The organism is Achromobacter xylosoxidans (assembly GCF_002192695.1).
In the GTDB taxonomy this organism is placed as follows: domain Bacteria; phylum Pseudomonadota; class Gammaproteobacteria; order Burkholderiales; family Burkholderiaceae_B; genus Achromobacter; species Achromobacter xylosoxidans_C.
The window spans coordinates 48,614-66,042 of the sequence record NZ_MTLG01000058.1 but is presented as its reverse complement, the minus strand read 5'-3'; the positions used below and the strand labels follow the sequence as shown (position 1 = coordinate 66,042).

The following is a 17,429-nucleotide window of genomic DNA, read 5'->3' as shown; positions in this document are numbered from 1 at the left end:
CCTAGTACCCTTCCTCGACCTGGGCGGTCACCAGCACCAGGGTCGTCGTGCGTTCCGAGGCGGCGCTGTCCAGGCCGCCCGCGATGAGCGGCAGCCCCGGCGCGAGCCGTTGGCGGTCATGCTGTTCCTGGCTGCGGTCGAAACCGGAAACGATGATGGGCTGGCCGGGACGCAACTCGACCTGCTGCACCGTGCCGTTGCCATCGATCGTGACCTGTTGGACCTGCACCTGGTTGCCGCGTTCGCCGAACGTGATGGTCTTCAAGGGTTGGGCGACCGCGTTGTCATAGGCAAGCGACAACAGGATCTGACCGTCCTCCTGGATGTCCGGCAACAGCGTCAGGAACGAACCTACCGTTTCTTCCTTTTGGCTGATGGACACCGCGGGCAGCGTACCGTTGACGCCTCCCGCCGTCGTGCCGGGGACTGCAGTGCTCTGCACCCGGTCGATGTAGCTGAACGTAGTTCTTACCGCGTGGGTCACCGGACGACGGTTCAAGGTCAGGATGGGAACCTTGTTATGCCGCACGACGGCGCCCATCGTGCTGAGCGCGGAGATGATGGCCTGCGAGCCTTGGAATGGCCCCCTGGCCACGGAAGCGTCCAGGCTGCCCCCGCCCGATCCGGCGCCGGGCAGCGCCAGCCGCGCCGCCGCTCCCGCCGCCGCGTAGACGATGTTCCAGTCGATGCCGCCTGAAACGGCGTCGTTGGCGACGACCGTGATTTCCTCGAACACCAGCCGCACCCGGCGGGTCAGCGCCTTGTTCTCGCGCTCGAGGTAGCGGGCGACGCGCTCCAGCGCCTCGGGCGTATCCGTGACGACGATCGAAGTGGCGCCTTCGACCGCTTCGGCGACCACGCCGGAACGCGTCAGGAACGGCGCGATGTTGGCGCGCAGGACGGCCATCGCGTCGTGCTGCCCCGCCGACAAGGATGTGTTGGAGGTGCTTTCAAAGCCCTCGCCCTCCGGACTGCCTTCGCGGCCTAGGCGCACGTCCACTTTGCTGGTCAGCGACAAGGCGCGCAAATCGAACACACGGGTCTCGGTGCGGTAGAACTCGAGCGCGTTGTGTTCGTAGCGCCAATGCACCGAGAAACGCGCGGCCAGCGTGTCCAGCAAGTCGGCCAGGGGCTGCGCGCCCGCGCGGATCTCCAGGCTGGCCGGGGCCGGAACGGATAAGGCGCCGTTGACGGCCAGCCGGGGCAGGAACATTTCCAGCGGCAGCAAGGCATCCGGCCGCACGCGCACGGCGATACCGGTGGCCGCGGTCAGGCGCTGGGCCAGCGCCGGCAGGTCGGCGTCGTCGGCCAGTATCAGGGTGGTCCGCACGTTTTCGCGCAGTGCGGGCGGCAGCGCCACCTCTCGCGCCAGCGGTTGCGGCTTGCCGGCAAGCCACGGCGCGGCGACGTCCTGGGCGGCGACGCGCGCGGCGCGGTCCGACAGCCCCTCGGTGAAAGCCTGATGAATGTCGGCCACCTTGGCCTGCCGCGTGTACGCGGCACGACGCTGATCGGCAACCTGCTGCGACACGCCGCAGCCGCCCAAGACCCCGCAGGCGGCCACGAACAAGAACAGTCTGCGCATCATGCTGCGGCTCCCTGTGGCGCGGCCATGCGCGTGCAGGACTGCGCCAACGGCACCACGCGCAACACACGATTGCCGTAGAAGCATGGCTGCAGCGGCTTTTCGGCGAGTTCCGTGGCGCCCAGCAGTTCGCGCACGGCCGATTTGAAATCGCCGGTGAACTCGGCCGTGGCCGACAGGGGAATGTCCACGTCAACGGCCCAGTGCTGCGGCTGGAAGGTCCAGCCCGCCAGATCTGCCCAGCGCGCGAGAACGGCCCGCAGCGTGGCGTCCGGCGGCGCCGCGCGGTAGACCAGCGTCGGCGCGGATGGCGGCGCCGCTGTCCCGCCAACGGCTGGCGCCGCGCCTGCCAAGGGTCCGGCGGCCTGCAATGCACCGATGGCGGGCGGCGCCGACTCCGCCGGCCGCGCCGGACCGATGCGTTGCGCCGCGGCGACCGGCGCCAGCGGTGCAGGCTCATCTGGCGGCCTGGCCCCTGCCCCGGCCGCCGTTCTGGCATCGGCGACCGCCGGCAGGCGCTGCGCGCGGGCGGTCAGCCGCCCGCCGCGAAACAGCAGGCCGCTCCACCCTCCGGCCAGCACGACATAGGGGTCGCGCCGCAAGTAGGGCAAGGCGCGTTCACCGTCGCTGCCTATGCCGAAAATCGCCGGCAGCGGCTGGCCCGGCGCGAACTGCAGCCAGGTCTCCTTGCCGTCGTCGAACACCTGCATCGGCGCGACAGCGGGATCGCCGGACAACTGCCAGTCGAAGCGGAAGCCTTGGGCAGCCTGCCGCGAGGCTTCCCATGACGTTGCGGCCGGACTCTTGCCTGCCCCAGTGCAGGCCCCCAGGCAGGACACCCCTGCCGCCAGAATGAAGAAACGAACCATGCCTCACCGCGAACGTAGGGCGCACCGGAATCGATACGCATGGGAGGCATGGTGGATGAGCGGCCCCAGGGTCACCAGACTGGCATGTACGCATGGATGGTTTGGTCGCGCGGCGGCCGGACGAAAAAAAACCCGGTCCAGAGACCGGGTTTGCATCAGAACGTGGCGGCGCTTGCGCCGCCCGCCTGGATCAGCGTTGCGCCGCGATGCTGCGCGCCTGGGTGGCGGCGTTGTTCAGCGCCGCGACCGGCGGCACCTTGCCTTCGAAAGCCTCGTTGAGCTGCTGGTTCAACACCGGCTCGATGCGCTCGTAGTTGGCCATGCGGAAGCCGCGGCTGTTGGCCGTGGGGTTGGTGCGCATGGAGGCAATCAGCGCCTGGACGCCCGGAATGCGGTCATAGAACGACACGTCCGAGGCGCGGAAAGCGGCCTCGGTCAGCGGCAGGTAGCCAGTGCGCTGATGCCATTCCGCCGCGATGACGGGCTTGGACAGCCAGGCCAGGAACTGGGCGGTGGCCTTTTCCTCGGCTTGGGGATGGCCTTCCAGCGCCCACAGCGCCGACCCGCTCACGAAGGGCTTGCCGCCGTCCTTGGTGACCTGGTCGTAGTACGGCAGCGGCGCCACGCCGAAGGACAGCGACTTGGTGCTGAGGAACTGGCCGAACGCGCCAGTGTTCGCCGTCAGCACGGCGCATTCGCCCTTGGCGAACAGCTTGTCGCTGGCGTTGTCGCCCGAATGCGCCATGAACAGCAGCGAACGCTTCCAGCTCACCATCAGCGAGATGTGGCGCATGTAGAGCGTGTCGAACTGCATGGCCGGCGCGGCCGACTTCTTGGTGACCGCATCCAGCCCGTTGTTGTTGCTGGTGAACTGCTGGTTGTTGATCGGCGCCAGGTTCTCCAGATGGACCGTGACCTGGTCGCTGGAGGCGTAGGGGCAGTCGATGTCGGCCACGTCGCGCAGCTTCAGCAGCTCGCCTTGCAGGGCGGTCCAGGTGCGCGCGGGCTTGTTGGGATCCAGGCCGGCCTTCTTGTAGGCGGCGGTGTTGTAGAACATCACCGGCACTTCGGCCATCCAGGGGAAGGCCAGCAGGCGGCCCTTGCTGTCACGCGTGAAGCTGCTGGTGGCGGGCACGAACCAGTTCAGGTCCTTGATCGGGTACTTGGCCAGCAGTTCGTACAGCGGCAGCACGGCCTTGTGCTGGGCGACGACTTCAGGCGAGTGGTTATCGGTCAGCTGCAGCAGGTTCGGGCCCTTCTTGGCCTTGACCGCCGTGACGGCTTCCTGTTCCAGCGCGCTGGACGAGGCGAAGCCGCGCAGCGTCACGCGGACCTGGTCCTGCTCTTTGTTGTATTGCTTGGCGAGCTTTTCGAACTCGGCCTTGTTTGCGTCGGTCAGCGTGTGCCAGACCTGGATCTCGACCGCCGCGGCATTCGCCGCACCGGCCATCGCCATGGCGGCGCCGAACAACCATGCGCGCCGGCTGGCGAACATCGCGCGGGCAACGCCCGCCAATTGCAGATTCTTCATAGGTTCACAGACCAAGAAAAGGAAATTCCGGTTCCGGCCGCCTTCCGCTGAGCAGATCGGCCAAGGCCCGGCCCGAGCCAACGCCCATGGTCCAGCCGAGCGTACCGTGTCCTGTGTTGACGTACAGGTTGGGGATACGGCTGCGGCCGATGATGGGCACGTTCGAGGGAGTGGACGGGCGCAAGCCCGACCAGTAACTGACGCGCTCGAAATCGAGCGCGTCGGGAAAGAGTTCGCGCGCCAGGCGGGTCATGGCTTCGCAGCGTCCGGTGTTCAGGCTGCGGGAATAGCCCGACAGCTCGGCGGTTCCAGCCATGCGCAGCCGGTCGCCCAGGCGCGAGAAAACGACTTTGTGGCTGCTGTCCGTCAGGCTGACCGTGGGCGTGGCGTCCGGCTTGATTACCGGGAAAGTCGCGGAATAGCCTTTGGCCGGATAGACATTGCAGGGCACGCCCAGCGGCCGCAGCAGGTACGGGCTGAAACTGCCCATCGCCACGACGTAGGCATCGGCCGACAAGACGCCGTAGCGGCCGTCGGGTTCGATGATTTCAACGCTTTGCACCGTGCCGCCCGCGGTCAGCAGGCGCGTGGCGCGCGTGCTGTAGCGGAATTCGACGCCCGCCTGGGCGCAACGCTCGGCCAGGGCCACGGTGAACAGGTGCACGTCGCCGCTTTCGTCCTCGGGCGTGTAGTCGCCGCCGACGATGGTCTGGCGGTGCGGCGCCAGCGCGGGCTCGATGGCGATGACCTCATCGGCCGACACCACGCGGCGCTCCACGCCGAAATCGCGCATCAGGCCCGCGGCGCGCTGCGAATTTTCGAATTCGTGCGGATCGCGGTAGAAATTCAGGATGCCGCGTTCCAGGTGGTCGTACTGGATGCCGAGTTCCGTGCGCATGCCGCGCAGGGTCGCCCGGCTGTATTCCGCCATGCGGACCATGGCGCGGATATTGGGAGCCAGGCGGCCGGGCAGGCACTCGCGCAGGAACGCCAGGCCCCACATCCATTGCCGCCAGTCCAGCTGCGGACGGAACAGCAGCGGGGCGTCATCCTGGAACATCCACTTGAGGAGCTTGAGCGGCGCTTGCGGGTTGGCCCACGGTTCGGCGTAGGACACCGAGATCTGGGCGCCATTGGCCAGGCTGGTTTCCTGGGCGGGACCGGTGCAGCGATCTATGACCACGACGTCATGGCCGGCCTGGTTCAGCCACCAGGCGCTGGAGATTCCGATGATGCCGCCACCCAATACCGCTACTTTCATGCCCGCATTGCTCCTTGCGTGCCAGCTCGGTTCGCCGACCCTATGTCCACGATCCATGGCAAGCTGCTGCCACGGCAGTTTACCCTGGCGCTTTGCCCGCGCCTACGGAATAAAAAGGGGCGGAAGTCACAAACCTTTCCAGGCCCGCTCGTTCCACCCCCGTTCGCTCATGCCCTGTTACTCAAGACTGGGCCGCGGCCCGCGCCAGGTCCGCTTCGGACGTGAAGGCATCGGCGTAGAACTCTTCTGGCGGCAGCCCGTTCTGGACGCTGAATTCGCGCCTTGCCGCATCCACCATCAGCGGCGTGCCGCAGGCGTAGACCTGATGGCCCGACAGGTCGGCGATGTCCTGCAAGACCGCTTCGTGGACGAAGCCGGTGCGCCCGGTCCAGCCGTCTTCCTGAAGGGCATTGGACACCACCGGCACGTAGCGGAAGTCGGGCAGCATGCCGGCCCACGATTGCGCCAGCGCGTCCATGTAGAGGTCGCGCGGACGGCGTCCCCCCCAATACAGCGCCACGGGACGCTTGATGTTGTTGTGGATCATGTGCTCGACGATGGCCTTGACCGGGGCGAAGCCCGTACCGCTCGCCAGGAGCACGACCGGCTTGTCGCTGTCTTCGCGCAGGAAGAACGAGCCGAAAGGCCCTTCCAGGCGCAGGATTTCGCGCTCTTTCATCTGCGTGTCGCCGGCGCCGAACACGTGGTCGGTGAACACGCCGCCCGGCATGTGCCGGATATGCAGTTCCAGCGGGCTGCCGGTGTGCGGCGCGCCGGCCATCGAATAGCTGCGCCGGCGACCGTCCTTCAGGATGACCTCGATGTACTGGCCGGCGTAGTAGCGGAACTGCTCGGAGGCGGGCAGCTGCAGCTTGATCACCGTGACGTCCGGGGCCACGCGCTCCAGCGCCTGCACGCGCGAAGGCAGCTTGCGGATCTGGATGTCGCTGGCCAGGCGGACTTCGGTGGATTCGACCACCATGTCGGATTCGGGCCGGGCCTGGCAGAACAACGTGTAGCCGTCGGCCAGCTCCTCGGGCGAAAGAATCTGCGCGGGATACTGCCCCGCATCGAACTCCCCGGACACCACGCGGCCCTTGCAGGTGGAGCAGGCGCCGTTGCGGCAGCTGTACGGCAGGACGATGCCAGCGGCCAGCGCGGCATCGAGCACGGTCTGGCCGGGTTCGGCCGGAAATTGGTGCTGGCTGGGTTGGATGATGACCTGGAAGCTCATGATGAAACGGTTCAGGGTTTTGGCGGAACGCCCCTCGCGAAGCGCTCCGCCCGGGCCGGCCTCAGGCCGGGAACTTGCGGATTTCCTTGACGCGGTTGGCGTCGTCCAGCAGGACCACCTGCGGCTTGTGCGTGGCCGAATCGGCTTCGGACATCGGGCCGTAGGTGCAGATGATCAGCAGATCGCCGACCTGTGCGCGGCGCGCGGCGGCGCCGTTCAAGGAGATGGCGCCGCTGCCGCGGGCCGCCTTGATGATGTAGGTATCGAAGCGTTCGCCGTTGGTGACGTTGTAGAGCTCGATGCGTTCGAACTCGCGCATGCCGGCGGCGTCGAGCAAGTCTTCGTCGATGCCGCAAGACCCTTCGTAGTGAAGGTCGGCTTCGGTGACCGTAGCGCGGTGCAGTTTTGCCCGCAGCATGATGCGTTGCATGATAAATATCCTGGTTTCGCGCCCGGAACGCGAAGTGTTGCAAGAGTGATGCCCGGCACCCGGTTTTGCCGTATGAACCCGGTATTCTATAATTTTTGCCGCAGCGGGACGGCCCGTTGCCGTGCGCGGCCGGACGGCCGGTGCGTTTGATTCTGGGGACGGCCCCTCGCGCCGGCGGCATGCCGGCAACCACGCGTAGGAGTCGCAATGACCTGGATCATCCTGGTACTCGCAGGCCTGTTCGAAATCGTCTGGGCCGTAGGCCTGAAGTACACCCACGGATTCACCCGCTTCTGGCCGTCGGCCATCACCGCCGGGGGCATGGCCATCAGCGTCTGGCTGCTGGCGGTGGCGATGAAATCCCTGCCCCTGGGCACCGCCTATGCGGTTTGGGTGGGCATAGGCACCATCGGCGCCTTCGTGGCCGGCATCGTGCTGTTCGGCGAGTCCACCAGCTGGATGCGCATCGCCAGCGTCGCCCTCATCGTGCTGGGCCTGGTGGGCCTGAAGCTGTCCTCGGCTTAAGGCCCCGGCGGCGGGCGGCGCGGTCCCTGCCGCCTGCCAGCCCCGTTTCTTCCCGGCGACACGAATGTGCGCACGGCGCACATGTCGCCGCGCATCTCCCCTTTCCCCTCGTTGAACCGCCCCTTCCCTGGCAGAAGGACGCGGGTGGCACGGTACTTGCATACCAGATCGGCACCACATCAATGGGAGTAAGAAACGTGAGCCTGCCCGACGATTACCAACTGACCGAGTTTCAGCGCATGATCCGCGCCAGCGTGCTGCCCCTGCTTGAACAGGCGCTGCCCCGGGAGAAGATCCGCGAACTCGACGATGCGAGCGAATTCCCTTTCGAAGCCTACGACGCGTTGGCGCGGGCCGGCTGGATGGGCCTGCCCTATGGCGCGGACTTTGGCGGCAGCGGCGGCTCCTTCAAGGATCTGGCGATCTTCATCGAGGCGGTCGCCTATCACAATGCGCAGATGGCGTCGGCATACCTGGCGACCGTGGTCTATGGCGGCATGCAGATCAGCCATGGCGCATCGGAAGCGGTAAAAAACAGGATCCTGCCCCGCATCATCAGCGGCAAGACGCGCATGGCCCTATGCCTGACGGAACCCGAGGCGGGATCCGATGTCAGCGCCATCCGCACGAGAGCGGTGCAGGACGCGGACGACTACGTCATCGACGGCCAGAAGGTATTCATCACCTGCGCGCATGTCGCCCACCAATTGGTGGTTGCAACCAAGACAGACCGCGACGCGGGGCGCCATGGCATCACCCTGTTCATGGTCGACGCCGACGCGCCGGGGGTAACGATCCAGCCGCTCAAGGCCCTGGGCCGGCGGATGATCCATACCAACGAGGTGTTTTTCGACAATGTCCGGGTGCCTGCCGCGCACATGCTCGGGACCCTGAATGGCGGCTGGAACGGCCTGATGCGCGGACTGAATCTGGAACGCCTCTGCCTGTCGGCCGCCGCCAGCGGCAACATCCAGCGCATCATCGACTCCGCCAAGGAATACGCGGACAGCCGGACGCAGTTCGGCAAGCCGATAGGCCAATACCAGGCGGTGGCGCACAAGTTCTCCGACATGCAGATCATGGCCGAGACCACGCGGGTGCTGACCTACCGGGTGGCCGATATGCTCGACGCCGGCCTGCAGCCTACCTCCGAGACCGCGATCGCCAAGGTCGTCGCGACCGAAAACAACTGCAAGTGCGCCGACATGGGCATCCAGATCATGGGCGGCGCGGGCTACATGATGGAGAACGAAATGCAGATGTACTTCCGCGATGCCCGGGTAGGCCCGATAGGCGGCGGCACGAGCGAGATCATGCGCAGCATCATCGCCAAGCAAATGGGCGTGTAGCCGCCTCGGCAGCGGGGCCGGGATCAGAAATCGAGTTCGATCCCGACCTCGTCACCCACCTTCAGGCGCGCGCCCTCGGGCGCGTCCAGGATGGCGTTCTGGCCGAACACCACGCCGATTTCCAGATTGCGGTAGCCGGCCAGTGTGCGGCCAGGCTCTTCATACTGTTGGGCGGTGTTCTGGTCGATATCGGGAATCGAGCAACGGGTACAAGGCTTGACGAAAGCCATCTTCACGCCCGCAGCCTCGATCATGGCGGTGTGGTCTTCCTCAAAGGCTTCCCATTCGCCCTCGACCACGATATTGGGCCGGAAGCGGTCCATCGGCACCGGCGCCACGCCCTTGGCCCGCAGGCGCGCGTTCAGATCGTCCAGCGACGCCTGGTTGGCCACCAGCAGCGGGAAACCGTCGGCAAAGCCGAAGCAATGCTGGCCCGCGAACGGTTCGGCCAGGTCGGGATGCGCATCCACCCAGCGCGACACCCAGTCCGGCTTGGCGTTGCGTTGCGCGGCCGCGTCCACCTTGTACAGACGGCACGGCGTCTTGAGGAAGTCGGAAAACCACTGCCCGGCCGCCGCGCTTTCGCGCCGGCCGGAAGTGGCATCGCTCCACACGGCCACGGACTGCGCCTCTTGTTCCAGTCCCGATCCGTCCAGGGCAACGTCCAGATCGGGCATGCCCGGCGCGGACAGGCGCAAGGTCTGTGCGGTGAGCGCCGTGCGGATCAGCGCCATCGCGGGCCATTGCCGCTGCGTCATGAACTGGCCGTCGGCGCCGATCAGCATCCAGCGGCGGTCGTGGGCCAGTCCTGCGCGGTCGATGGGCGATTCGTTCAGCGCGATGCCCGCGCAGGATTTGACCGGGTAGATGTGCAGGCTGAGGATGCGGGCGGACATGACGTGCGGGATCTCGATGAGGCGAAGTGCGCAGAGAATAGCAGACGCCCGCAAGAAAAATGCCCAGGGGGCGCCTGGGCATTTTCACAGGAGGCTCAGCCTCCGACCAGCTTCAGGGTATCCAGCGGCGTGACCGCCTTGAATCCCTTGCGCGTCGCGATGTGCTCAGGACGCGGAGTCAGGCCGTACTTGGGCGGGTTCAGCGTGTTTTCCATGCTGTTGTAGACCATGAACACGTTGGCGCGCGGCCACGGCGAGATGTTGCTGTTGGAGCCGTGCATCGTGTTGCAGTCGAAGAACACCACCGACCCAGCCTTGGCCGTCATGGAGCGGATGCCGCCCTGCTCCACCAGCAGCTGCAGGCTGACCGGATCCGGCACGCCGTATTCCTGCTTCTTCAGCGACTGCTTGTAGTGTTCATTCGGCGTTTCGCCCACGCAAGAGATGAACTGGCGATGCGATCCAGGCACCAGCATCAGGGGGCCGTTGCACTCGTTGTTGTCGGTCAGCAGCACCGAGCAGCTGAGCGCGCGCATCGCCGGCATGCCGTCCTCGACGTGCCAGGTCTCGAAGTCGGAATGCCAGTAGAACTCCTTGCCCTTGAATCCGGGCTTCATGTTGGCGCGCGACTGGTGGATATACACCTCGGAACCCAGGATCTGCCGCGCCACGTTGACCAGCCGCGGATCGCGCACCAGGCGCGACAGGATGGGGTTGAGCACGTGCACCATGAAGATCGAGCGCACCGCATTGCTGCCCGGCTCGGTGATGGACTCTTCGCGGCGGACGATCGAGGGGTCGCGCGTCATGCGCTCGACCTCGGTGGACAACGCGCGGATTTCATCTTCGGAGAACAGGTTCTCCAGCAGGATGAAGCCGTCGCGCTCGTATTGCTCGACCTGGCCGGCGTTCAATGCGCCAGCGTACTGGCCGTTTTCATAGACCACCGGATCCTGGCGGGCGATGATGGCGGAACTTCGATCCGTACGGGAGGCGTACGGATCCTGTGCAGGTGAGATCATGCGAACCTCCTTGTATTTCAGGCCGCTTGGGCTTCGGCTTCAGGCAAGGCGTAGACGCCTTCTTTGTCATGCACTTCCTGGCCGGTCAGCGGCGGGTTGAAGACGCAGATGACGCGCAGCGGCTCCTTGCCGCCGCACAGCCAGTGCTCGTCGTTTTCGTTCAGGGCGTAGACCACGCCGGGCCCCAATTCGTACTTCTTGCCGTCGGCGATGGTCTCAATAGAGCCGTCGCCTTCGATGCACCACACCGCTTCAAGATGGTTCTTGTAGTGGATGTGGGTGCGGCCGCCCGGAAAGATGGTGGTCTCATGAAAGGAGAAGCCCATGCCGTCCTTCTTCAGCAGCACGCGGCGGCTGACCCAGGTGTCGGTGCGGACTTCGTCGGCGGTGCCGATCACATCTTTGACATTGCGTACGATCATTGACGTTTTCCTCCAAATTTCAGGATGCGGGCGGACTGCCCTTCTTCGGCAAGCGCTTCCGCAACGCTGGCTTCGATCACGTCCAGGCCCTTGCCCAGCAGCTCTTCCTCGATGGTCAGGGCGGGCAGCAGCTTCAGCACTTCATCGTGCGCGCCCGAGGTTTCGATCACGACGCCCTTCTTGAAGGCGTTCTGCGCGATGCGGTTGGCCAGCGCGGGCGTGGCGTTGCACACCAGGCCCTGGATCAGGCCGCGGCCGCGTACCGACAGGCCGGCGTTGGGATAGCTGTGCACCAGGTTCTCCAGCCAGTCGCGCACCTGGCGCTCCTTGCGCTGGATCTCGGCGGTGAAGGCGGTGTTGGCCCAGTAGGTTTCCAGCGCCTGGGTCGCCGTGACGAAAGCCAGGTTGTTGCCGCGGAAGGTGCCGCTGTGGGCGCCGGGCTTCCAGACGTCCAGCTCGGGCTTCATCAACACCAGCGACATCGGCAGGCCGAAGCCGGACAAGGACTTCGACAAGGTGATGATGTCGGGCCGGATGCCGGCGGCCTCGAAGCTGAAGAAGGTGCCGGTGCGGCCGCAGCCGACCTGGATGTCGTCCACGATCAGCAGCATGTCGTGGCGCTTGCACAGCTTTTCCAGTTCTTTCAGCCAGCGCAGCGTCGCCACGTTGACGCCGCCTTCGCCCTGCACCGTCTCCACGATGACGGCGGCCGGCTTGTCCATGCCGCTGCTGGGATCCTCCAGCATGCGTTCAAGATAGGCCATGGTGTCCACGTCCGGACCGAAGTATCCGTCGTAGGGCATGAAGGTGGTGTTGCCCAGCGCATAGCCGGACGCCTCGCGGAACTTCATGTTGGCCGTCACCGCCAGCGAGCCGCCGCTCACGCCGTGGAAACCATGGGTGAAAGAGATGACGTTGGGACGCCCCTTCACCTGGCGCGCGATCTTCAGCGCGGCTTCGACCGCGTTGGTGCCGGTGGGGCCGGTGAACTGCAAGGTGTATTGCCAGTTGCGCGGCTTGAGCAGCACGCGGTCCACCGTCTCCAGGAAACGCTTCTTCGCGCTGGTGGCCATGTCCAGGCCATGCACCACGCCGTCCGACTGGACGTACTCCAGCAGCTTTTCCTTGAGAACAGGATTGTTGTGGCCATAGTTCAGCGTGCCGGCACCGCTGAAGAAATCGATGTATTCGGTGCCGTCCTCATCGATCAGGGTCGAGCCCCTGGCCTGGCTGAATATCACGGGGAACGACCGGATGTAGCCCCGTACCTCCGACTCCATCCGGTCAAAGATCTTCAAGTCCATGATTAATCCTCCCTTTTCATCTCATGAGTGGACGGACGGCCAGAACCCCTCCGGGTGCGCTTGCGCATCCGGATCGGCCAACCATCCCGGTAATTCGATAAGACCGCTGGGCTTGCGCCGCCCCTAGGGCGCCGGCAAGGCGAACGGACCTATCCTCAACAACATCTCGTCGTCATGGTCCGCGCCGCCGAAAAGCTGCCGGTCAAAGAACGGCTGCTCGGAGACGTGGGCACCGAGTTCGCCGGCCAGGCCGGCAAAGCTGCGGCGCGATGCCTGGTTGTCAGGCCCCACCGTGGTTTCGAGATAGCGGACATGCTCGAGACCCTTGCGGCGCAAGAGCTCGCGGAGCATGGCGCGGCCCAGTCGATGGCCGCGTGCGCGGGTGTGCACCGCGACCTGCCAGACAAACAAGGTGTCGGGCCGGTCCGGGATCACGTATGCGGAGATAAAACCGTCGATGCGTCCGCCGGCGCTTTCGGCCAGGACACAGGTGTCGCGGAAATGCTCAGCGAGGAGCAAGTACGCGTAGAGGGAATTCAGGTCGAGCGGCGGGCACTCGGAAATGAGGCGGTGGATGGCGGCGCCGTCTTTGCGGTCGGGCAGACGCATGGTATGGGTCTGCGCGCTGACCGCCGGCGCCACGGCACTTGAGAGGGTTGGGGTATCCAGTTCGTTTTTTCTCATGCAACGATTCCTGATTCAGGGGGCGCCCCGCCCGTGGGCACTTCAAGGATGGGCGATGACACGTCGCCATGCGTGTCGACGGCGGCCTGGCCATCTTGTTCCATGAGCGCCACGATGCGCTCCAGGGACAGCGTGATGGTGGCCTGTTCCAGTTCGGGCAGGGCGTTGAGCGCGTCGGCCAGGTGCTTTTGCAGCGGCGACGGCGCGCCTTGCGCCAGGTCGCGGCCCGCGTCGGTGGCCGTGACGAATACGATGCGGCGGTCTTCGCGGCCGCGTTCGCGGCGGATCAAGCCCTTGTCCTCCAGGCGATCCAGGATCCCGACCACGGTGCTCGGACTGACGTGCATTTCGCGGCTGATGGCGGTGGCCGTCATCGGACCGTTGGCGATCACGGTGCGCAGGCACATCAACTGCGGCGCCGTGATGTGGCTGACGGCGGACAGCTGGCGCGAATGCAAGGCGATGGAGCGCGTGATGCGGCGCAGCGCCCGCAAGATGCGCAAATCGTATTGCTGTGAAGGATCGGATTTCGCGGCGTCAGTCATGGGAAAAAGAAGGTTCGGTCAAATTCATTTCTACACAAATGATATGCGCACGATTCATTCCCGTCAAACAAAAATCCCGTTGCACGATGTAAGTAAATGGATGCTGATTTGCGGAGGATGACAGCTAATTTCAAGGACTTACCTGCGCGGCGCCTTAGCTGTTCGGCTCTTTGCTCTAGGTGGAAATCCCTAGAAAAACATATGTTTTTTTATACAACGCAGATTTATCATCTGTTTTTTATGAAAACCTGCCGCCGTAGATGTCCCTGCCGTCCGAACTCCTTCTGACCCTCCAGGAAAAACTGGAACAACTGCCGCCGGAACTGCAGCGGGCGGCGCATTGGGTCGTGGCGCATCCCGCCGAGGTCGGCCTGTGGTCCATGCGGCGCCAGGCGCAGACCCTGGGGGTGGCGCCGGCAACCATGTTGCGGCTGGCGCGGGCTGTCGGCTTTTCCAGCTACGAGGACTTCCGCCAGCCGTTCCAGCAGGCTTTGGCGGGGCAAGCCGCGCCGGGGCTGCGCGAGCGCGCGGCCGCCCTGCAGGCCGCGGCGGGAGACCCCGCCGCGCCCGGGCACGACGTGCTCACCGACTACCAGATCCAGGCCATGAGTTCCGTCTGCGCGCTGAATCCGCCTTCCGCCTTCGATGCCGCCGTGCAGACCCTGCTGCAAGCCAGGCAGGTCGGCTTCCTGGGCACGCGCTCGGCCTTCGGCATTGCCTTCCAGATGCGCTACGCCTACCAGCTGGTGCGGCGCAACAGCGTCCTCATAGACGGTTTGGGCGGCGCGCCGGCCGAGCAGGCCGACAACCTGGGAACCGGCGACGCGCTGATCGTGATTTCGCAAGCGCCCTATCCCACCGCCACCGTGCAGTTGGCGCGACAGGCCGCGCAGCGCGGCGTGGCGCTCATCGCGCTGACCGATGATCCCTTGTCGCCGCTGGCCGTCGAAGCCCGGCATGTGCTGCGCTTCGCGCCCCCGGACCGCGAAGGCGTGCGGGCCCGCCCGGCGCGCCAGGGGCCCGGTTCGTTCTTCCACACCACGGCCGGCCTGCTGGGCCTGGCCGAACACCTGATCGCGCGTCTGACCGCCCGCGGCGGCGACGAGGTGCTGAACCGCCTGACCGAGGTGGAACAGCGCCTGCTCAACGACAACGTTTATTGGAGCAGCGCCCCGCCGCGCCGCCCCGCCTGACACCCTGCCCGAATTCGCCTTCAAACCTCCTGCATTGCGGAATTGCCCCATGAGCCACACCCACGTCATGCATCGTTCATTGCGCCAGACGCCCCCCGTCGCGGTACGCGGCCAGGGCGTGTGGGTCTATGACAGCGCCGGCCGCTCCTACCTCGACGGTTCGGGCGGCGCGGCGGTCTCCTGCCTGGGGCATAACCACCCCGACATCCAGGCCACCATGCACGCGCAGATCGACGCGCTGGCCTATGCCCACACCAGCTTCTTCACCACCGAGGTCGCGGAACGGTTGGCCGAACGCCTGGTGGCCGACGCGCCGCCAGGCATCTCCCACGCCTACTTCGTCTCGGGCGGCTCGGAAGCGGTCGAGGCGGCGCTGAAAATGGCGCGCCAGTACTTCGTGGAAATAGGCCAGCCGGAACGCCGCCACATCGTGGCGCGGCGCCAGAGCTATCACGGCAACACGTTGGGCGCGCTGGCGGTGGGCGGCAACGCCTGGCGCCGCGCGCAGTTCGCGCCGCTCCTGATCGAAGTCGAGCACGTGTCGCCCTGCTATGCCTACCGCGACCAGCGCGAGGACGAAAGCGCCGAACAATACGGCGAACGCCTGGCGCAGGAGCTGGAGCAGACCTTCGAGCGCCTGGGCCCCGGCACGGTGATGGCTTTCGTGGCCGAACCCGTGGTCGGCGCCACCGCCGGCGCCGTCACGGCGGTGCCGGGCTATTTCCGCCGCATCCGCGAAGTCTGCGACCGCCACGGCGTGCTGCTGATCGCCGACGAAGTCATGTGCGGCATGGGCCGCACCGGCACGCTGTACGCCGTGGAGCAGGAAGGCGTCACGCCCGACCTGATCACCATCGCCAAGGGCCTGGGCGGCGGCTATCAACCCATCGGGGCGGTGATGGTGCAGCAGCGCATCGTGGACGCCATGCAGCAAGGCAGCGGCTTCTTCCAGCATGGCCACACCTATCTGGGCCATGCGATCGCCTGCGCGGCCTCGCTCGCCGTGCAGGACGTGATCCGGCGCGACGGTCTGCTGGCGCGCGTGCAAGCGCAGGGCGCGGGCTTGCGCCAACGGCTGGACAGCGCGCTGGGCGCGCATCCGCACGTCGGCGACATCCGCGGCCGGGGCCTCTTCATGGGCATCGAGCTGGTGCAGGACCGCGCCAGCAAACAGACTTTCGATCCCGCGCTGTCGCTGCACGCGCGTATCAAGCGCGAGGCCATGGCGCGCGGCCTCATGGTGTATCCGATGGGCGGCACCATCGACGGCCGCCAGGGCGACCACGTGCTGCTCGCCCCGCCCTTCATCATTTCCGACGATGAGCTGGACCAGTTGACCGAACGTCTGAGCGGCGCCATCGACGCCGCTATCGCGCAGGCGCGCGCCTAGCCGCCTGCTGCAAGCGCGGCGCAAGGGATTGCGCCGCGCCGCCCGCCTGACGCGGGCTCGTGATGATACGCACAGGGTGCTCCGCGGCTCGCGGGGCGCACCAACCGCCGGCCAAGACCGGCAATATCACGGGGAAAAACCCCAAAAGGAGTTTGCATGACCACGTCCGTCAAACACCCCTTGGGCCATCGCAACGCCTGGACGCTCGCAGCCGCGGGCCTTGCCACGGCATTGCTGTCCACGGCGCCGGCGCCCGCCGCCGCCCAACAGAAGTTCGTCAGCATCGGCACGGGCGGCGTCACCGGCGTCTACTATGCCGCCGGCGGCGCCATCTGCCGCCTGGTCAATAAAGACCGCTCCAGCCACGGCATCCGCTGCTCGGTCGAATCGACCGGCGGCTCGGTGTTCAACGCCAACACCATCAAGGCCGGCGAGCTGGACCTGGGCGTGGTGCAGTCCGACGTGGGCTTCAACGCCTACAAGGGCGAGGGCCAGTTCAAGCAGGCCGGGCCATACGCCAAGCTGCGCTCGGTGTTCTCCATCCACCCCGAACCGTTCACCGTCGTGACGCGCAAGGAAGCCAATATCAAGAGCTTCGAAGACCTGAAGGGCAAGCGCTTCAACGTCGGCAACCCCGGCTCGGGCACGCGCGCCTCGATGGAGGAGTTGCTGAGCACCATGGGTTGGACGCTGAAGGATTTCTCGCTGGCGTCCGAGCTGCGCCCCGACGAACACGGCTCGGCACTGTGCGACGGCAAGATCGACGGCTTTTTCTACGGAGTGGGCCACCCCTCGGCCAACATCCAGGACCCCACCACCAGCTGCGGCGCCAAGCTCGTGTCGCTGACCGGCCCCGCCGTGGACAAGCTGGTCGAGAAGTACCCGTACTACGCCCACGCCTCGATTCCGGCCGGGCTCTATCCGAACAACCCGGCCGAAACCAAGACCTATGGCGTGACCGCCACCTTCGTCACCTCGGCCGACGTGCCCGAGGCCACGGTCTACACCGTGGTCAAGGCGGTGTTCGACAACTTCGACGACTTCAAGAAGCTGCATCCCGCGTTCGCCAACCTGAAGGCGGCGGACATGGTGAAGAACGGGCTGTCGGCGCCGCTGCACCCGGGCGCCGAGAAGTACTTCAAGGAAAAGGGCCTGCTCTGAGGCCCGGGCCCCAGGGCCGCTGAAACGG

General features: G+C 66.0%; 17 protein-coding genes. 5 read left to right on the top strand and 12 right to left on the bottom strand.

The window, feature by feature from the left end; all coding sequences use genetic code 11:
• Position 1 precedes the first annotated feature (1 nt).
• The 6 genes from BRO63_RS09715 to panD form a co-directional block, all read right to left on the bottom strand.
• Entirely contained in the window at positions 2-1,588 is a 1,587-nt protein-coding gene (locus tag BRO63_RS09715) for a hypothetical protein (protein WP_088139556.1), read from the bottom strand.
• Complete coding sequence (locus BRO63_RS09710; protein ID WP_088139554.1) at positions 1,585-2,454, bottom strand: TcpQ domain-containing protein; 870 nt, start codon at positions 2,452-2,454, stop codon at positions 1,585-1,587. Before BRO63_RS09710 ends, BRO63_RS09715 begins: the two co-directional genes overlap by 4 nt.
• A 190-nt stretch (positions 2,455-2,644) precedes the next feature.
• Positions 2,645-3,985, bottom strand: coding sequence for an extracellular solute-binding protein (locus BRO63_RS09705; RefSeq protein ID WP_088139552.1), 1,341 nt, complete (start codon positions 3,983-3,985; stop codon positions 2,645-2,647).
• A gap of 4 nt (positions 3,986-3,989) precedes the next feature.
• Positions 3,990-5,246 carry a D-amino acid dehydrogenase gene (locus BRO63_RS09700; RefSeq protein ID WP_088139551.1) on the bottom strand — a complete coding sequence of 419 codons (1,257 nt, stop codon included), beginning with the start codon at positions 5,244-5,246 and terminating at the stop codon, positions 3,990-3,992.
• Positions 5,247-5,427: 181 nt separating this feature from the next.
• The gene (locus tag BRO63_RS09695; protein ID WP_088139549.1) at positions 5,428-6,480 is read right to left on the bottom strand and encodes a CDP-6-deoxy-delta-3,4-glucoseen reductase; all 1,053 of its coding nucleotides are present in this window, start codon (positions 6,478-6,480) and stop codon (positions 5,428-5,430) included.
• A gap of 61 nt (positions 6,481-6,541) precedes the next feature.
• On the bottom strand, positions 6,542-6,910 hold the full coding sequence (panD, locus tag BRO63_RS09690) for an aspartate 1-decarboxylase (RefSeq protein ID WP_088139547.1): 369 nt from the start codon (positions 6,908-6,910) through the stop codon (positions 6,542-6,544).
• A 207-nt stretch (positions 6,911-7,117) separates the two neighbouring features.
• Here panD and sugE point away from each other — a divergent pair, with 207 nt between their 5' ends.
• Complete coding sequence (sugE, locus tag BRO63_RS09685; RefSeq protein WP_013392803.1) at positions 7,118-7,435, top strand: quaternary ammonium compound efflux SMR transporter SugE; 318 nt, start codon at positions 7,118-7,120, stop codon at positions 7,433-7,435.
• 197 nt (positions 7,436-7,632) lie between these two features.
• The gene (locus tag BRO63_RS09680) at positions 7,633-8,784 is read left to right on the top strand and encodes an acyl-CoA dehydrogenase family protein (protein WP_088139545.1); all 1,152 of its coding nucleotides are present in this window, start codon (positions 7,633-7,635) and stop codon (positions 8,782-8,784) included.
• A gap of 23 nt (positions 8,785-8,807) precedes the next feature.
• Here BRO63_RS09680 and BRO63_RS09675 read toward each other — a convergent pair whose 3' ends face one another.
• The 6 genes from BRO63_RS09675 to BRO63_RS09650 form a co-directional block, all read right to left on the bottom strand.
• Positions 8,808-9,680, bottom strand: coding sequence for an MOSC domain-containing protein (locus tag BRO63_RS09675; protein WP_088139544.1), 873 nt, complete (start codon positions 9,678-9,680; stop codon positions 8,808-8,810).
• Between the two features lie 95 nt (positions 9,681-9,775).
• Positions 9,776-10,702, bottom strand: a complete 927-nt coding sequence (gene thpD / locus BRO63_RS09670) for an ectoine hydroxylase (protein ID WP_088139543.1) — start codon at positions 10,700-10,702, stop codon at positions 9,776-9,778.
• 17 nt (positions 10,703-10,719) lie between these two features.
• Entirely contained in the window at positions 10,720-11,124 is a 405-nt protein-coding gene (locus tag BRO63_RS09665; RefSeq protein ID WP_088139541.1) for an ectoine synthase, read from the bottom strand.
• Positions 11,121-12,428, bottom strand: a complete 1,308-nt coding sequence (ectB, locus tag BRO63_RS09660) for a diaminobutyrate--2-oxoglutarate transaminase (RefSeq protein ID WP_088139539.1) — start codon at positions 12,426-12,428, stop codon at positions 11,121-11,123. The genes BRO63_RS09665 and ectB overlap by 4 nt, the downstream gene beginning before the upstream one ends.
• Positions 12,429-12,551: 123 nt before the next feature.
• Complete coding sequence (gene ectA, locus BRO63_RS09655) at positions 12,552-13,112, bottom strand: diaminobutyrate acetyltransferase (RefSeq protein WP_088139538.1); 561 nt, start codon at positions 13,110-13,112, stop codon at positions 12,552-12,554.
• The gene (locus BRO63_RS09650; protein ID WP_088139536.1) at positions 13,109-13,657 is read right to left on the bottom strand and encodes a MarR family winged helix-turn-helix transcriptional regulator; all 549 of its coding nucleotides are present in this window, start codon (positions 13,655-13,657) and stop codon (positions 13,109-13,111) included. The genes ectA and BRO63_RS09650 overlap by 4 nt, the downstream gene beginning before the upstream one ends.
• Positions 13,658-13,917: 260 nt before the next feature.
• On the opposite strand from BRO63_RS09650, the gene BRO63_RS09645 reads away from it, so the two are divergent.
• The 3 genes from BRO63_RS09645 to BRO63_RS09635 all read left to right on the top strand — a co-directional run bounded on the left by BRO63_RS09645 (position 13,918) and on the right by BRO63_RS09635 (position 17,401).
• Entirely contained in the window at positions 13,918-14,850 is a 933-nt protein-coding gene (locus BRO63_RS09645) for a MurR/RpiR family transcriptional regulator (protein ID WP_088139534.1), read from the top strand.
• A 49-nt stretch (positions 14,851-14,899) separates the two neighbouring features.
• Entirely contained in the window at positions 14,900-16,240 is a 1,341-nt protein-coding gene (locus BRO63_RS09640) for an aspartate aminotransferase family protein (RefSeq protein WP_088139532.1), read from the top strand.
• A gap of 156 nt (positions 16,241-16,396) precedes the next feature.
• Complete coding sequence (locus BRO63_RS09635; protein WP_088139530.1) at positions 16,397-17,401, top strand: TAXI family TRAP transporter solute-binding subunit; 1,005 nt, start codon at positions 16,397-16,399, stop codon at positions 17,399-17,401.
• Positions 17,402-17,429 lie beyond the last annotated feature (28 nt).

Coding starts and splice junctions, on each gene's coding strand:
- BRO63_RS09715 (WP_088139556.1), bottom strand. CDS start 1,588: ATGATGCGCAGACTGTTCTTGTTCGTGGCCGCCTGCGGGGTCTTGGGC.
- BRO63_RS09710 (WP_088139554.1), bottom strand. CDS start 2,454: ATGGTTCGTTTCTTCATTCTGGCGGCAGGGGTGTCCTGCCTGGGGGCC.
- BRO63_RS09705 (WP_088139552.1), bottom strand. CDS start 3,985: ATGAAGAATCTGCAATTGGCGGGCGTTGCCCGCGCGATGTTCGCCAGC.
- BRO63_RS09700 (WP_088139551.1), bottom strand. CDS start 5,246: ATGAAAGTAGCGGTATTGGGTGGCGGCATCATCGGAATCTCCAGCGCC.
- BRO63_RS09695 (WP_088139549.1), bottom strand. CDS start 6,480: ATGAGCTTCCAGGTCATCATCCAACCCAGCCAGCACCAATTTCCGGCC.
- panD (WP_088139547.1), bottom strand. CDS start 6,910: ATGCAACGCATCATGCTGCGGGCAAAACTGCACCGCGCTACGGTCACC.
- sugE (WP_013392803.1), top strand. CDS start 7,118: ATGACCTGGATCATCCTGGTACTCGCAGGCCTGTTCGAAATCGTCTGG.
- BRO63_RS09675 (WP_088139544.1), bottom strand. CDS start 9,680: ATGTCCGCCCGCATCCTCAGCCTGCACATCTACCCGGTCAAATCCTGC.
- thpD (WP_088139543.1), bottom strand. CDS start 10,702: ATGATCTCACCTGCACAGGATCCGTACGCCTCCCGTACGGATCGAAGT.
- BRO63_RS09665 (WP_088139541.1), bottom strand. CDS start 11,124: ATGATCGTACGCAATGTCAAAGATGTGATCGGCACCGCCGACGAAGTC.
- ectB (WP_088139539.1), bottom strand. CDS start 12,428: ATGGACTTGAAGATCTTTGACCGGATGGAGTCGGAGGTACGGGGCTAC.
- ectA (WP_088139538.1), bottom strand. CDS start 13,112: ATGAGAAAAAACGAACTGGATACCCCAACCCTCTCAAGTGCCGTGGCG.
- BRO63_RS09650 (WP_088139536.1), bottom strand. CDS start 13,657: ATGACTGACGCCGCGAAATCCGATCCTTCACAGCAATACGATTTGCGC.
- BRO63_RS09645 (WP_088139534.1), top strand. CDS start 13,918: ATGTCCCTGCCGTCCGAACTCCTTCTGACCCTCCAGGAAAAACTGGAA.
- BRO63_RS09640 (WP_088139532.1), top strand. CDS start 14,900: ATGAGCCACACCCACGTCATGCATCGTTCATTGCGCCAGACGCCCCCC.
- BRO63_RS09635 (WP_088139530.1), top strand. CDS start 16,397: ATGACCACGTCCGTCAAACACCCCTTGGGCCATCGCAACGCCTGGACG.